Origin of the sequence: Pseudoalteromonas undina (genome assembly GCF_000238275.3) — a bacterium.
GTDB classification, from domain to species: domain Bacteria; phylum Pseudomonadota; class Gammaproteobacteria; order Enterobacterales; family Alteromonadaceae; genus Pseudoalteromonas; species Pseudoalteromonas undina.
This window is the reverse complement of the sequence record NZ_AHCF03000003.1, coordinates 430,454-447,399: the sequence shown is the minus strand read 5'-3', so window position 1 is coordinate 447,399 and position 16,946 is coordinate 430,454. Positions and strand designations below refer to the sequence as shown.

Here is a 16,946-nt window from a genome sequence, read left to right as displayed (position 1 = left end):
TTAAAGTAACAATAAACTACCTAACCCTAAAAAGGTTACAAAGCCGACAATATCAGTCACTGTGGTTAAAATAACTGAGCCTGATAATGCAGGGTCAATTTTCATTTTATCTAAAATAGACGGGATCACTACGCCCGCCAACGATGCAGCCACTAAATTCAGCAGTATTGCCACGGTAATGGTTATACTAAGCATAATATCGTTAAACCATAGATACGTTAGCAAACCAATCACTAAAGCCCACACCAAGCCATTTACCGCCCCTACTCGCAGCTCTTTTTTGAGTAGAGCGTTACGGTTCGAGTCGGTAACTTGACCAAGCGCAAGACCGCGTACTATAACTGTTAAGGTTTGACTACCGGCAATTCCGCCCATTGACGCCACTACTGGCATTAATACCGCAAGAGCCACCACTTGTTCTATGGTGGCGCCAAACAAACCTATAAACCAAGAGGCTAAAAATGCGGTTGCTAAGTTTATACCTAACCAAATACCACGGTTTTTAGCACTTTTGCGAACACTGGCAAATAAATCTTCGTCTTCACGTAAACCACCGGCTTTTGCTGCTGCTTCGTCAGCGATTTCTTGACGTAACTCGTAAGCCGATGCAATGGTTAAACGTCCTATTAGTTTGTTATCGGCATTAACCACAGGCATAGCCATTTGCTCGCTGTGAATAACCACCTCGGCGGCTTCATATAAATCATGGTCTGCGTGCAGTGAAGTAAAGTCATGATTAGCAAGAGTCATTAAGCTCTCGTTATCATTTGCTTTTATTAGGTCATTAACTGCCACTTCGCCGATTAAGCTACCTTTACGGCTCACTAAATAAATCACTTCGCTGTACTGCGGTAACCCTTTATGTAGCAGCTTTTTAGCGCCACCAGCAGTGAGCTTGTCAGACACCTTTAAAAAGTCAAAGCCAATCCAGTGACCTAACTGCTCAGGTGTATATTGTTGCGCCAGTTCGTATTGTTTGGTTTGTGCTTCATCTAGCTGCTTTTTTGCATAATCAATAAAACGTTGTGGAATAACCTCTTCTAATTCAAGCAGCTCTTCAACATTAACTTCGTCCAATAATTTAAAACCGTCGCTGTCATCTAGAGTCTGCAATAACCACAAACAGCTATCTTCACTTAAATTAACGAAAATTTCGTGTTGCGTGTCTTCATCTAATAAATGCCAAATTTCAAGGCGTTGCTCTTTAGGAATAGCTTCAAACAACAAAGATAAATGTTCGGTTGATAAGGTTTGCTGAGCATCTATAAGTAATTTATTTTTGCGCTCTGTGGTATCACACTGCAATAAGTCGTTTATGAGTTGTGGTAACTGATCAACCGGATACTCTATCATTTCAAAACCCTAAAATAGTCTTTCACTATAAATTTACTGTAATAAGTAAGCACTTATTAATAAGAATAGCTAATAGTGTACATTAGAGACGAATAAAAATATTAAAAAATCTCTGTGTCGTTAGATATTTATAGCCGCTATCACCCACTCAGCGCCAACCAATAAAAAAGCCGTAACAAATAATGTTACGGCTTAGCGTAGTTAGCAATTTAAATCACGCTATCTATATTTTAAATTGTCCTACTAGGTCACCCAAGTTTTCACCTCGCCCTGCTAGGTGCTGACTTACTGAAGAAGTGGTTTTACTCGACTGTGTTAATTCATTAACTATTTCTTGAATCGCATACACGTTACGATTAATTTCTTCTGTTACACTGCTTTGCTCTGTTGCCGCTGTAGCAATTTGTGTACTCATATCATTAATGGTAGTCACAGACGTGGTTACCGCACCTAAGCTTTCAGAAATAGCGCGAGAAGACTCAACTGAACGATTACAGCTTTGTTGACTCGCATGCATAGCATCAACAGCTGCCGTTACTAAATTATGTAACTCACTTAGCATTTCGTTAATTTCTAATGTGCTGTCTTGGGTTCTGCTCGCTAAGCTTCTAACTTCATCAGCCACCACCGCAAACCCCCGACCTTGCTCACCTGCGCGTGCCGCTTCAATTGCCGCATTTAATGCCAATAAGTTTGTTTGTTCAGCAATGCCACCAATTACACTCAATACGCTATTAATTTTTTTAGATTGCTCACTTAACGAGTTAACCTGCTCTGCTGCTTGATTAATTTCGCCCATTAAGTTTGATACTTCGCTCAGTGAAACATCCACACAATCTTGCGCGTTAGCCACTTCTTTTGTTGCCGCCTGCGTTGACACTGCAACTTGTGTGGTATTTTGCGCAACTTCATGCGAGGTTGCTGACATTTCGGTAATCGCCGTTGCCACTAAATCGGTTTCATGGTTATGCTTTAATAACTTGTCTTCTATGAGTAATGTTTGCGTATTAATATCTGAAGAAGCTGTTTTAACGTCACTTGTTACATCAACCACACCGGCAATAATACTGTGTAGCTTGCTCACAAATACATTGAAAGATTCACCTAACTGACCAATTTCATCATGAGTATCTATTTCTAAGCGTCGGGTTAAATCCCCCTCCCCTTTGGCAATATCATCTAAGCTTTGCACCATACGTTTAATCGGTTTTAGCATATTATTAGAAGCATACAACGCACCGGCTGCTGCTAAACCAAGAAGTAGAAGTGATATTAAAACCAAAGTGGTCATTTTTTCACTTAAATGGCGTTCCATAGTTGCTTGATACTTTACCAATTCAGCTTCAATATCATCCATATATGTGCCAGTGCCTATCATCCAATTGGTACCTGGGATCATTGCAGCATAACCAATTTTTTCGACTAAGCCGGTGGTGTTGGGCTTTTGAAAATGATAGGTAAACGAGCCACCGCCTTTACGCGCTTGCTCAAGTAAGCCAACCACTATTTTTTTACCGTTTGGGTCGGTCATGCCTATTTTATTTTGACCTTCTATTGCATCACCCAATAAGGCATGAAAAACACTAATACCATTGGTATCATAAATAAAGTAGTAACCATCTTCACCAAAGGTTAAATCTCGCAACGCATTTTTAGCGTCTTGTTCATTTCCTTGTGCTAATTGGTATTGCACTACTTTAGAGCCGATTTCTATTTCTGTTCTTAGCAAGGTTTGTTTATCAGCAATTAATTTAGTTTTGAACTCATTAAAGTTTTGCTGTTGATTCTGCTTCTCTAAATAATAAGAGCCCGCCATAAAACTGATTAGTAATACTATCAATGGTAAAACAGCCAACAGTAGCAACTTGTTTTTTAAGCTTAAATTACCCATTATTTCTCCAATTAACATTATAAGCCATTAAGCTTTTTATTTTTCAGCCGCTTAGCAGCTAAGTTTCCATTGTTTATATTACTTACAATAGCGCCACACTTGTATACAAATTAAGCACAAACAGAGTTAATTCGCAATTTAATATACTCGTATGCTAGTAAAGCACACTAAAAACAACTTTTTAACTAGACAATAGTATAAATATAGTAATAAACAACTGATTTAGTTCCTTGTTTTAAATCCTTACTAGAACACAATTTGTTAAACTTACTTAAAGCTAAATTAACCTTACTAACGCTATCTTAGCGTAAATTAAAATTAAACATTGGCCATCACACAAAGGTCTTGCTTTCTGAGTTAAAACACAAATAATGAAGCAACTAACCACTGGGTAAGAATGAGGAAAATGAGTTATATACTAACCACCCAATGCGCAGACGATATAGGCTTAATCGCCAAAATTACCGGACTGTGTAATCAACATAATTTAAATATTATTCGTAACAACGAATTTGTTGATAAAGATGCACAACGCTTTTTTATGCGCACAGAGCTTACAGGCGAACCACATGCTGAGTTTTTGTCACAACTTCGCGACGTATTACCAGCTGGCGCAAAAGTGGCACTGCACGGTGAAGAAAAAACCAAAGTGGTACTATTAGCTACAAAAGAAGCTCATTGTTTGGGCGGCATGTTACTTAAGCAATTTGAACAAGCCCTAAACATAGAGATACTCGCCGTTATCGCCAATTACCCTACTTTAGAGCCTCTAGTGAAAGGGTTTGATATTCCTTTTCATGTGGTTTCTCATGAAGGACTTACGCGCAGTGAGCACGACGAAAAAGTCGGTGACTTAATTGCCAGCTATAACCCTGACATTATTGGCCTAGCTAAATATATGCGTATTTTAAGCCCTGAATTTGTAGGTCGTTTTGAGGGTAAAATAATTAATATTCATCACTCATTTTTACCTGCTTTTATTGGTGCAAAACCTTATCATCAAGCGTTTGAGCGTGGTGTGAAAATTATTGGTGCCACGGCTCACTTTGTTAATAATGAGCTAGACGAAGGCCCTATTATTTTACAAGACGTATCGAGTGTGACTCATGCGAATACAGCTGAGATGATGGCTAAAATGGGTAAAGATGTGGAAAAAACGGTGTTTTGTAAAGCACTGCAACTAGCATCAGAGCATAAGCTGTTTATTAATGGCAATAAAACCGTCGTATTTTCATAATTAGCTTTATATAGCTATTAAAAATGCCAGCTAATAAGCTGGCATTTGTTTATCCAATATAACTAAACCTGAACATTGATTAAGAGACTTTATTAAAACAAAGTAAATTTACGTATCAGCTGTTTTCTATTGCAAGTAAATTCAACCTAATAGAACCGAAAATAGAGCCTTTTGTTAGATTTATATCATTATTTTCCTCGGCCTTTACTATCAACTTCCACGGCCAAAATATGCAATTTTCCTCTTGGCAAAACCATTCACTTTATGGATTAGCTGAAATATCAGGTTATTTACTACACTCCCTTTTAAGCAATAACAACTTTTAAGAGATTTAACTTATCATATTCAAGTAACCTTAAGCTGAACAATATTATTGATATATAATCAGAAATTAAGCAATAATGTCTTAATGCATGCATTATTTTAGCTATGCTGATATTCCCTTTTTAGGGTTTACTATTTATAAGGAGCATTTGATGGCTTTTGATTACGGATCAATCGATCTTGGACTAAAAAACCCTTTCAAACTGGAAGGTAAAGTAAAAGCAATAAGAGGGCTTATTGAATCTGTTGTTGGCGTCAGCTTGCTTGTTATCGCGTCTAGCTCTGTAAAAGAAGATGCAACAGCAGGTTGGATCTTAATGATATTTGGCATGTTAATACTCGCCCTAGGCATTCGGACTTTATCGGGTGGTATTTATGCAACACTTAAGTACTTCGTAGGTAGAAACCACCCAACATCGCTGGCGTTTAATTTTAGCAAGTCGCAAACCTCAACTGCACAAGAAGAAAAAAACGAGGTAGCCTACACTGCGCAAACATTAGAAGAAATGCTTGTTGGTCGCAAAAACAGTACTTTTAAAGAACCGAATGGCTTTTTATCGCGTTTGCTACATAGTTTAGTACCAAAACTATTATTTTTACCCTACCCAATACGTAATGTTGCCCAACGTTTATTTGGCTCATGGATAAGCACACTGGTTGCTCTTATCGCTTACGCATTGGTCGCCTTTGTGTCACTGTCTGGTTTTACCGGTGAAGCTGGCGAACTAGCTTTTCCAATATATAGTGCCATATTAATGTTTTATGTGCTGTTTTCTTGGCGCTCTTCTGGCAAACCTATTTCACGTAATGCAGAGAAAAATATTGAAGCCTTAGGTACTGGTGCTCTTGCTAAAATCATTTCTTTATCCTTTATATTGCCCATTGCTATAGGCCTGTCTATGTCGTGGATAATGCAGGAACAGCGCATAAGCAAACAACAAATAGACAATTGGCTTGAGCAATTACCCAATCTTAACGCGGGCCTCTATTTAACTGCCATTATTATTTTAGCTGCACTTAGTTGTGCACTTGTTTTTGTGATGATTAAAGCGCGTTTAAACGAAGTGACACCAAGCGCTGAAGTATCAGAACTACGTGAAAACTGGCAAGAGTCTGTTCATCCAGATGAAATTTTTATAAATCTTGATAACTTAGTAATGGCTAATCGCCGTTATAAAGAAGTACCTAATAGGGTTTATCGTGAGCTAGATCCTAAACTACAAGAGCAAATTGAAGGAAAAGGCGGGTTTAAAGGCGAAATGATTCAAGAGATTCAGCCTAAACTACACACAATGGATTTAGGTAAGCACTTTAACCTTTCTCGTTTAGTTGCGTTAATTAGTGGTAACTTACTCTACATTGTAGCGCTTACCTTTACTGTGTTGCTTGCTTACTCTTTTATTAATATTTACCACTATATTGACGCTGCTAATATAAATAGTATTGAACAAGCCTTTAATAATAAAAATATTATTGAGTTTAGCGAGCTGTTAATGGCAAGTGTTCATTTATTGCTTATCGGCATATTAGTTAAAGCATTTGCTCAGCTGCTGAGCAATAGTGCCCATTTATTTTTTGCTGAAATGCAATTTGAATCTTTACTCGTGTACTTCAAGTGCGAGGGCACATTTACTGAGTCAAAAATATCAACGGGCACCGGTATTCATGATAGCACACGCTCGGAAAATACCTTGGTACGTAGCAGCATAACGCCTTGGGTGATTGTTTCGCGCATTGTTTCTACAACCTTTGCAGCTACAGGCATGAAAAACCTCGAGCATCCTCGACATATTATGGAAATGCATAAAGATGAAGGTCAATTACAAGCAATCAAAAAAGATGTAATTGCATTTTTGAAAGATCGAGAATCAATTGCCTCTATCACTAGCGAACGCGATTTAGGCAATGCATCTCAATTGCACCAGTTAAACCAGCAAACACGGGCTATGCCTATGCAGCCAGCTTTAACCAAAGATGATGAGGAAGCCGCTGGTTTTTTACGTCAGGAAGACGATTTAGCGTCTGAGCCAAAAACCTAGCTTATCTATATATGCCACCTTATTATTAGGTGGCATCTTTCCACACTAAAATCCCCCTCTCTACACATTGATGTAAATGTAATTCCCCCCTGCAAGCGCAGTAAAGACAGGGAGGGAAATGAGGAAAATAAGTAATACACTAACCAACTAATACGCAAACGATATTAGGCTTAGCCAAAATTACCAAACTCTGTAATCAGCATAATTTAGATATTATTAGGCCTTGTTGATAAAGATGCACAACGCTTTTTATGAGAGCAGAACTCACAGGCTAATCCCGCAGCGATTTTTTATTATAACTTTGCGAAGGATTGCAAAAGTGGTACTGCACGGCGAAGAAAAAACCAAAGTTGTATTATTAGCTCCAAAAGAAGCCTTTGTTTAGGCGGCATGTTATTAAACCTATTTGGTAATACTCTAGCTGTTTATTAATGGCAATAAAACCGTCGTATTTTCATAATTAGCTTTATATCAAAATTAAAAATGCCAGCTACTAAGCTGGCATTTTTTATAAGTAAATATTAAACCTTACCTAATTAGGGTGTGTAATACGTTGGTGCCCCAGGACCTACTGGCATACCTAAAACAAATACCCATAAATAAAACAGTACCACCCAGCCAACAAAGAAAATTAAGCTGTATGGCAACATAGTGGCTACCAAAGTACCTATTCCCATGTCTTTTTTGTATTTAGTGGCAACCGCGAGGATTAAACCAAAGTAACTCATCATCGGAGTAATTAAGTTAGTTACTGAATCACCAATACGGTAAGCCGCTTGAATTGTCTCGGGGGCATAACCTATAAGCATCAGCATAGGAACAAATATAGGTGCTGTTACTGCCCACTGCGCTGACGATGAGCCTAAAGTTAAGTTAACTAACGCACACATTAAAATAAACAGTACAAATACTTCCGGTCCAGTTAAGCTAAGTGCTTGTAGTAATGCGGCACCATTAATCGCTAAAATCGTACCTAAGTTAGTCCATTTAAAAAATGCCACAAACTGTGCAGCAAAAAACACTAATACAATGTACATGCCCATAGAGCTCATACTTTTGCTCATGGCATTGATCACGTCTTTATCATTTTTCATGGTGCCAACCACGCGACCATATACAAAACCAGGAATACCAAAGGTGACAAAAATAAACACCACAATCCCTTTTAAAAACGGAGAGTGAGCAACCAGCCCCGTTTCAGGGTTACGTAAAATACCGTCGGCAGGAACAATAGTCCAAGCAAGTAACAATGAAACCAGAAGTAATGAAACCCCAGCCCATTTTAAACCTGATTTTTCTTTGGCAGTTAAACCGGCAATATTATTTTGAGCTAAATCTTCACTGGCTTCATCTGGATTATATTTACCTAAACGTGGCTCAACAATTTTCTCAGTAACAAGTGTACCTAAAACAGCAATTAGCAATACTGAAATCATCATAAAATACCAGTTTGCTTCAGCGCCTACTTGATAAGTTAGATCAATCATTTGTGCTGCAGGCGTCGTAATACCCGCTAATAACGGATCGATAGTACCCAGTAATAAGTTAGCGCTATAGCCACCCGATACACCAGCAAATGCTGCAGCAAGGCCTGCAAGCGGATGACGACCTAAACTATGAAATATCATTGCCGCTAGGGGGATCAATACGACATAACCCAGCTCAGATGCTGTGTTTGATAAAATAGCAGCGAATACAACCATAAAGGTAACTAAGCGTTTAGATGCACCCATAACCATGCCACGCATTGCCGCAGACAATAGCCCAGAATGTTCAGCAACACTTACACCTAATAGCGCCACTAACACCGTACCTAATGGGGCAAAGCTGGTAAAGTTAGTTACCAATCCCGTTACAATACGCTGTAAGCCCTCGGCACTGAGTAAGCTAACAACTTCAATTACACCATCTGGATCGCGCCCAGCAGAGCCCTCAGGGCGAGGATCGATAGCACTAAGTCCAAACCAATCAGCAACGCCACTAAATAAAATAATGGCAATACAAAACAGCGCGAATAAGGTAATTGGATGGGGAAGCATATTCCCTAAAAATTCTACCGTGGCTAAAAATCGATTAAACCAACCGCCCTTTGCGGCCTGATTTTCATCTTGGGATGTGTGTGGTGAGTCCATTGAGTCTGACATACCATGCTCTCTTAATTACAAAATGCCCGTAACCTAGCATTATTTTCTGAGCAGGTCATGTAATAAAGATGAATGACTTGTTATGTCATGGTAATTAACTGATGGGTTTTATTGTGATGGGGTTACAAAAAAGAGGCTCTCGCCTCTTATTTAGTCTGCTTAAGCTTGCTCTATCGGTTCTAGTTGTAGTTTTGCAGCAATTAAAACAGCTTGAGTTCGATTATAAACACCGAGTTTTCTAAATATGGCAGTGATGTGAGCTTTGACTGTGGCTTCTGAAATGTGAAGTTCGTACGCAATTTGTTTATTCAGTAACCCTTCGTGCAAATATTGTAATACACGGTATTGCTGTGGAGTAAGTGATGCTACTTGTGCAGCAATTTCTCTATCTGCGCCTTCTATTTCAGCCACTTTACTTTTTAGTTCGGTTGGCAGCCAAGTATCGCCTTCGAGTATTTGGTTAATTGCGTTGGCAATATCGTCAGATGATGATGACTTAGGAATAAACCCCATTGCCCCATAACCCATAACTTTCGAAACAATATTTACATCTTCACTACCCGAAACCACCGCAATAGGTAAGCTTGGGTAATCTTCACGTATACGGATCAAGCCGTATAAGTCACCGTTACCTGGCATGTGTAAATCTAGTAGTAATATATCAAGATCTTCTTGTTCGCTTAACACCTGCAATGTGCTATCAAAATCCGCTGATTCAAATACTTCTAAACCTGCAAACTTTGCACTCAAAGCGCCCTTTAGTGCTTCACGAAATAACGGATGATCGTCCGCTATTAAAAACTGACTCATTGTTCACTCCCAAAAATTCGGCTGCTATCCAATAGACAACAGCCGATATACTACGTTTAGAATCAACTTCTAATCAAGCTTTTAACGCGAAATTAACGATTTAATCGATTTTCTACTAGCTCATCAACCACTGACGGATCCGCAAGTGTTGAAGTATCACCAAGCTGTTGGTGCTCATTTGCCGCGATTTTACGTAAAATACGACGCATAATTTTGCCAGAACGTGTTTTTGGTAAACCTGGAGACCACTGAATCATATCTGGTGATGCTATTGGGCTTAGCTCTTTACGTACCCAATTACGGATCTCTTTTGTTAGCTCATCACTCACCGTTACACCCTCGTTAGGAGTTATGTAAACGTAAATACCTTGGCCTTTAATATCATGCGGGTAGCCTACTACTGCCGCTTCAGCTACAGCTTCATGAGCAACTAACGCACTTTCAATTTCCGCAGTACCTAAACGGTGCCCAGACACATTAAGTACGTCATCAACGCGTCCTGTTATCCAATAATCACCGTCTTCATCACGACGACAACCGTCACCAGTAAAGTACACACCAGGATAAGCGCTAAAGTAGGTTTGTTCAAAGCGCTCATGGTCGCCATAAACGGTTCGTGCTTGTGAAGGCCAGCTATCTAAAATCACAAGGTTACCATCAACCGCACCTTCTAATGTATTACCTTCAGCATCAAATAATGCCGGTGCAATACCAAAGAATGGACGAGTTGCAGAGCCAGGTTTCATATCAGTTGCACCTGGTAATGGAGCAATCATGATGCCACCGGTTTCGGTTTGCCACCAAGTATCTACAATTGGGCAATTCGACTTACCAATTTTTTCATAGTACCAAGTCCACGCTTCTGGATTGATCGGCTCCCCCACAGAACCTAAAATGCGTAAGCTGTCACGATGTGAGCTTGCAATCGGCTCTTCGCCTTTAGCCATCAATGCACGAATGGCAGTAGGTGCTGTGTATAAAATTGTCACGTTATGTTTATCAACCACTTCGCCCATACGACCAGCAGTTGGGTAAGTTGGTACGCCTTCAAATACGACTTGTGTACACCCATTAACGAGCGGCCCATAAGCAATATAACTGTGACCTGTGATCCAGCCAACATCAGCACTACACCAAAAAATATCATCGTCTTTTAAATCAAAAATGTATTCGTGGGTCATAGATGAATACACTAAATAGCCACCAGTGGTGTGTACCACCCCCTTGGGCTGACCGGTAGAACCTGAGGTGTATAAAATAAACAGCGGGTCTTCAGCATTCATGTGTTCAGGTTCGCAATCTGGCGCTTGGTCTGCAACTAAGTCATGCCACCAAATATCATGGTCGTGCCAATCAACATCGCCTGAAGTTAGTTTATGTACCACTACATGCTCAACGGTGGTGACTGAATCTTGTAATACGGCTTCATCTACATTGGCTTTTAGCGGTACACAATTACCTGCACGTCGGCCTTCATCTGAGGTGATCACCACTTTAGCACCCGAATCATTAATACGATCCGCAATAGCTGACGGTGAAAAGCCACCGAATATAACTGAATGAATAGCACCTATACGGGCACAAGCTTGCATTGCGTATATAGCTTGCGGGCTCATTGGCATATAAATGGCTACACGGTCACCTTTTTTAACACCTAATTTTTTTAAACCATTGGCAAACTTTGCCACTTCATCATGTAGCTGTTGGTAGGTGATATTTTCGCTTTGTGAAGGATCATCACCTTCCCAAATTAATGCTACTTTATCCGCTTTTGTTTTTAAGTGACGATCAATACAGTTATAAGAGGCATTCAGGTAGCCATCTTCATACCATTTAATATTGATATGGCCTTTGTCAAATGAAGTGTTTTTTACTTTTGAATATGGAGTAAACCAGTCAAGACGCTTACCGTGCTCAGCCCAAAACCCTTCAGGGTCTTCAATAGACTGTTTATACATCGTATTATATTTTTCATTATCGACGAGCGCTGCGTTTTTTATCTGCGCAGGAACTGGATAGATACTTTGTGACATATTAGTCTCCAATTTATATTACTTGCCTTAGGCTTTTCATCAAGGATTACTCAGCAGTGCACTATTAAATATTAGACATTAGTTGTATCTGGGTTCAAACAACGATTATCTTATCTATAATCCTCATGGCTACACCTTATTTACATAAAAAACATACTATTAAATAAAAGTATATGAGCCTTCAATAATTATTAAACCTTAGTCTAATAGACTAATAGTTGATTGAGTAAATTGTGTACATATACAACAGTAGCTTAAATATATAAAAACCTTGATTGTTTATTAATAACTCGTATTTACTAACAAATTAAATTAAAGATAATTAAATTCAATCTGTTAGTACTATATAAGTAACACACATTAATGCATATCATAAGCAAACAACATACAACAAGTAGCCTATAAAAGGACGCAACAATGAAATTTACTCCAATTAAAACACTGGCAGCGACTGCTGTACTATGTGCACTTTCTAGCACAGCTTATGCTGCTACAGCTGCGAAAATAGGTGATACAGAATTCACCTATGGTGGATACATTAAACTCGACGCAATGTGGAGTGACTACTCAGCAGGCGCTCCTGCAGGCAGCAGTGTTGGCCGTGACTTTTATGTACCAAGTACATTAACAGTCGGTAGCGATGATAGTTCAGACGCTGTATTTGATATGCACGCTCGTGAGTCACGTTTCAATTTTGGAACTGCTACCTTATTAGATAACGGTAAAACGGTTAAAACTAAAATAGAGCTAGACTTTTTAGCTTCTGCCCCAGGCGGTAACGAGCGTGTGTCTAATTCATATTCGCCGCGTATTCGCCATGCATTTATCTCATATGATGGATGGTTATTTGGTCAAACGTGGTCAAACTTTCAAAACGTTGGTGCATTACCAGAAGCGCTTGATTTTGTTGGCCCAGCAGAAGGCACAGTGTTCGTTCGTCAATCTCAAATTAAATACACTACAGGTGCATGGTCTTTCTCTTTAGAAAATCCAGAAAGCACAATTACTACAGCAGGTGGTGGTATGGCAGTGACTGATGATGCCTCATTACCTGACTTTACCGCACGCTATACTCACAAAGCGGATTGGGGTAACTTTGTAGTAGCAGCCCTTGCTCGTCAACTGACCTACAAAGTAGGTGGTGTTGATGCCGATGAAACCTCATTTGGTGTTAGTGCATCGGGTATGGTGAAACTTGGTGAAGACAATCTAAAATTTATGCTTACCCAAGGTAAAGGACTAGGTCGTTATGTTGGTCTAAACGTAGCTCGTGGTGCGGTTCTCAATGGTGATGACCTAGATGCGATTGATTCAACATCAGGTTTTATTGCATATCAACATAAGTGGAATAGCCAGTGGCGCTCTACTTTCCTATATTCGTTCTTACCTGCTGATAACGATGAAAACCTACTTGCAATGTATGGCGATCCTACAGAATCAAGCCAAAGCTACAGTGCAAATATTTTATACTCACCGGTTAAACGTCTAACCTTTGGTGCGGAATTTAAACATGCAGAACGAGAGCTTGAAAGTGGCGTAGATGGCGATCTAGATCGTTTACAATTTTCTGTAAAGTATGCGTTTTAATTTCCTAACCAATTAAAATACTGATTTACTTCCTGAGCGGCTTCGGCCGCTTTTTTTTGTTTTTAACCAGAGCTCAAGTTAACCAAATCCATGCGCTTTACTTAAAAAATGTCAAAGACGTGTAAAATACCGCGCAAACGTAATTGCAAATCACTCTCATTTAGATTAAATTACCAACCAAATTTAATCTTATGGGAAACAAGATGCTGCACAAACATAAAAACTCTGCATTTAAACTAAGTCTACTTACTTCACTCGTTTTATCTGGATATGCTGTTGCAAACGACACGCAAGACAACCTGCCTCTAGAAAAAATAGCCGTTTATGGGCAACATCATAAAAACTATATCACCGAAGAAGCACAGTCTGCGACTAAGCTAGGTCTAACAATTAAAGAGACCCCACAGTCAATTTCTGTTGTTTCACGCGCGCTGATGGATGATTTTTCACTTGATGATATTAACGCAGTATTAGAAAGCACACCTGGCGTAACAGTAGAGCAAATAGAAACTGACCGTACTTACTTTAAAGCGCGTGGTTTTGAAATAACTAACTTTTTAATTGATGGCTTAGGGACACCGCAAAATTCCGGTTCAATTCAAGGTACACTAGATACTGCAATTTATGATCGCGTTGAAATTGTACGTGGTGCCAATGGCATGATGACCGGTGCAGGTAACCCATCTGCGACTATTAATATGGTGCTAAAAAAGCCAACCTACACAACGCAAGCTAATGCATCGGCTTCTTATGGTTCGTGGAATAACAAACGTGTAGATATTGATGTTTCCGCACCGATTAACGATGAACACGCTGTTCGTGCTGTATTTACTAAGCAAGATAAAGAGTCGTACCTAGACCGTTACGAAACCGATAAGACCATTGCCTACCTTGCCTATGAGGGTAAGCTAACTGACGATACACTACTAAGCATTAACTATGTAAACCAGCAAAAAGATGCCGATAGCCCTCTATGGGGCGCGTTACCGCTTTATTACACTGATGGTTCACCAACTGATTATGATGAGTCAACTAGTACAGCTGCAGATTGGTCGTATTGGGATAATAGCGCTGAACGTATCTATGTAACACTTGAGCAAAACTTATCAGCGACTTGGGTTGCTAAAGCCCGTTATGCCCATATAAAAAATGAACAAAATTCTGAGTTATTTTATGTATATGGTACCCCAGATAAAGATACTGGTTTAGGTTTAACCGGCTATGCGAGTCGTTATGATTACAAAGACACACAAGATTTGTTTGATTTATATGCCAGCGGTAAGTTTGAGCTATTTTCTTTAGAGCACGACTTATCATTCGGCATTAGCCAAGCAAACATGGACTTTAATGACCAATCTCTTTATGACTACAGCACAGGAAATGGTTTCCCTGCGATGCCTGATTTAGCGACTTGGGATGGGATAGCACCAGAAGCAACACTGGTTGATAAACCTGACGGCAGTGATGTACAAAATACACAAAGATCGGCCTATGTTTCAACTCGTATAAAACTAGCAGATCCATTAAGCATTTTGGCTGGCGTACGCTATACCGACTGGGAAACTAAAGGTACTGCTTATAGTGTAGTGCAAACCCGCGATGACTCAGAGGTTATTCCTTACATTGGTACTGTGTACGATTTTACCGAGTCATTATCAGCTTACGCTAGCTACACAGAAACGTTTGTGCCGCAAAAAGAATTAGACATTAACGCTGAACAACTGGCTCCTGTTATTGGTAAAAGTGCTGAAGTTGGTTTAAAAGCACAACTTTTAGATGAGCAAGTATTTGTAACACTGGCCTATTTTGATGCTAAGCAAGATGGACTTGCTGTTGCACTTCCGGGCTCCCTTCCAAGCGATACGCGTTATTACGCTGCAGATGGTATTAACAGTGATGGTTTCGAAATTGAATTAAGCGGTCGCTTAACTGATGATTTAAGTGCCAGCATCAGCTTTAGTAATTTAAGTATTGATGGTGATGAACTCGTTAAAGATTACACCCCAGAAAACCAATTAAAAATGGCAGCCACTTATCAAGTGCCATTTATTGATGGTTTAACCTTAGGTGCTAATTACCGCTGGCAAGATTCTATTAGCCGTGTGCAAGTGAAAGATCCAGCAGGCAACGCATTGGCAACTACAAAACAAGATGCTTATGGCTTATTAGATTTAATGGCCACCTACGAAATTACTCAAAACGTCGGTGTTACCTTTAATGTTAATAACAGTACTGATGAAAAGTACATAAACAGCCTTTATTGGGAGCAAGGTTACTACGGGGCACCGCGTAACTACTCATTGTCAGTTAACTGGCAGCTATAAAGCTAACTAGGCTTTAAGTCACTTTATAGCAAACAATAAAAAAGCGCTAACCTAATGGTTAGCGCTTTTTTTAAGCTCGGGTCAAATCAAGCTTTAAAACAAATGGGCTTAAAGGTCGCCTTCATCACCTAATACGTCTTCGCCATCTTCTGGCTCAACCGTTGCTTTTAGCAATAGCATCTCTCGTAATTTACCTTCAATTTCATCTGCAATTTCAGGATTTTCTTTAAGGAACTTAATCGAATTAGACTTACCTTGGCCAACTTTGTTGCCATTGTAACTGTACCAAGCACCCGCTTTTTCAACAATTTTGTGCTTAACACCTAAATCAATCAGCTCGCCCTGCTTAGAAATACCTTCGCCATACATAATGATAAATTCAGCTTGTTTGAACGGCGGTGCAACTTTGTTTTTCACAATTTTAACGCGCGTTTCATTACCAACAACTTCATCGCCTTCTTTTACCGAACCAATACGGCGAATATCAATACGTACAGAGGCGTAAAATTTCAGGGCATTACCACCAGTTGTTGTTTCAGGGTTACCAAACATTACACCAATTTTCATACGGATTTGGTTAATGAAAATACATAGTGTGTTTGAACGCTTAATGTTACCTGTAAGCTTACGTAATGCTTGCGACATTAAACGTGCTTGTAGGCCCATGTGTGAATCACCCATGTCGCCTTCAATCTCAGCTTTTGGTGTCAATGCTGCAACCGAATCGACAATCACTACATCAACCGCGCTTGAACGCACTAACATGTCACAAATTTCCAGTGCTTGCTCACCCGTATCTGGTTGAGATACCAGTAACTCATCAATGTTAACACCTAGTTTTTGTGCATAAATTGGATCAAGAGCATGCTCAGCATCAACAAAGGCACAGGTTTTACCTTCTTTTTGAGCTTCAGCGATAACTTGCAATGTTAGCGTTGTTTTACCTGATGACTCTGGGCCATATACTTCAACAATACGCCCCATCGGCAAGCCGCCTATGCCTAAGGCAATATCAATACCTAGCGAGCCTGTTGATACAGCGTCAATGTTTAACGCTTTATTGTCACCCAATTTCATGATTGAGCCTTTACCAAATTGACGTTCAATTTGTGATAAAGCTGCGTCCAACGCTTTTTGTTTGTTATCGTTCATTTTCTTCTCCAAATCCAGCTAATGCAGACAAGTATACTGTATGAAATCACAG

General features: G+C 39.6%; 10 protein-coding genes. 4 read left to right on the top strand and 6 right to left on the bottom strand.

The genetic code is table 11. The annotated features are described in order from the left end of the window. Together PUND_RS05660 and PUND_RS05655 are read right to left on the bottom strand one after the other, a co-directional pair. On the bottom strand, window positions 1–1,353 hold the full coding sequence (locus tag PUND_RS05660) for a magnesium transporter (protein ID WP_010387769.1): 1,353 nt from the start codon (window positions 1,351–1,353) through the stop codon (window positions 1–3). Window positions 1,354–1,576: 223 nt separating this feature from the next. Continuing rightward, entirely contained in the window at window positions 1,577–3,244 is a 1,668-nt protein-coding gene (locus tag PUND_RS05655) for a methyl-accepting chemotaxis protein (RefSeq protein WP_010387768.1), read from the bottom strand. 406 nt (window positions 3,245–3,650) lie between these two features. Between PUND_RS05655 and purU the strand changes: the two genes are divergently transcribed. Both purU and PUND_RS05645 read left to right on the top strand, forming a co-directional pair. Then, window positions 3,651–4,481: a formyltetrahydrofolate deformylase gene (purU, locus tag PUND_RS05650; RefSeq protein WP_010387767.1), complete on the top strand. Its 831-nt coding sequence runs from the start codon at window positions 3,651–3,653 to the stop codon at window positions 4,479–4,481. Between the two features lie 476 nt (window positions 4,482–4,957). Then, a complete protein-coding gene (locus PUND_RS05645; RefSeq protein WP_010387766.1) occupies window positions 4,958–6,844 on the top strand; it encodes a hypothetical protein in 1,887 nt (628 codons plus the stop codon). 536 nt (window positions 6,845–7,380) lie between these two features. On the opposite strand, the gene PUND_RS05640 is transcribed toward PUND_RS05645, so the two are convergent. The 3 genes from PUND_RS05640 to acs form a co-directional block, all read right to left on the bottom strand. Further along, complete coding sequence (locus PUND_RS05640; RefSeq protein WP_010387765.1) at window positions 7,381–8,988, bottom strand: AbgT family transporter; 1,608 nt, start codon at window positions 8,986–8,988, stop codon at window positions 7,381–7,383. A 159-nt stretch (window positions 8,989–9,147) separates the two neighbouring features. Further along, window positions 9,148–9,798, bottom strand: a complete 651-nt coding sequence (locus PUND_RS05635) for a response regulator transcription factor (RefSeq protein WP_008111545.1) — start codon at window positions 9,796–9,798, stop codon at window positions 9,148–9,150. Window positions 9,799–9,890: 92 nt separating this feature from the next. Then, a complete protein-coding gene (acs, locus tag PUND_RS05630) occupies window positions 9,891–11,831 on the bottom strand; it encodes an acetate--CoA ligase (RefSeq protein WP_010387762.1) in 1,941 nt (646 codons plus the stop codon). Window positions 11,832–12,248: 417 nt separating this feature from the next. On the opposite strand from acs, the gene PUND_RS05625 reads away from it, so the two are divergent. Next, on the top strand, window positions 12,249–13,418 hold the full coding sequence (locus PUND_RS05625; RefSeq protein WP_010387761.1) for a DcaP family trimeric outer membrane transporter: 1,170 nt from the start codon (window positions 12,249–12,251) through the stop codon (window positions 13,416–13,418). A 203-nt stretch (window positions 13,419–13,621) separates the two neighbouring features. After that, window positions 13,622–15,742 (top strand): TonB-dependent siderophore receptor, encoded by a 2,121-nt coding sequence (locus PUND_RS05620; protein ID WP_010387760.1) that lies wholly within the window; start codon window positions 13,622–13,624, stop codon window positions 15,740–15,742. Between the two features lie 108 nt (window positions 15,743–15,850). Here the strand turns inward: PUND_RS05620 and recA are convergent, their stop codons facing one another. After that, window positions 15,851–16,894: a recombinase RecA gene (recA, locus tag PUND_RS05615; RefSeq protein ID WP_008110343.1), complete on the bottom strand. Its 1,044-nt coding sequence runs from the start codon at window positions 16,892–16,894 to the stop codon at window positions 15,851–15,853. Window positions 16,895–16,946 lie beyond the last annotated feature (52 nt).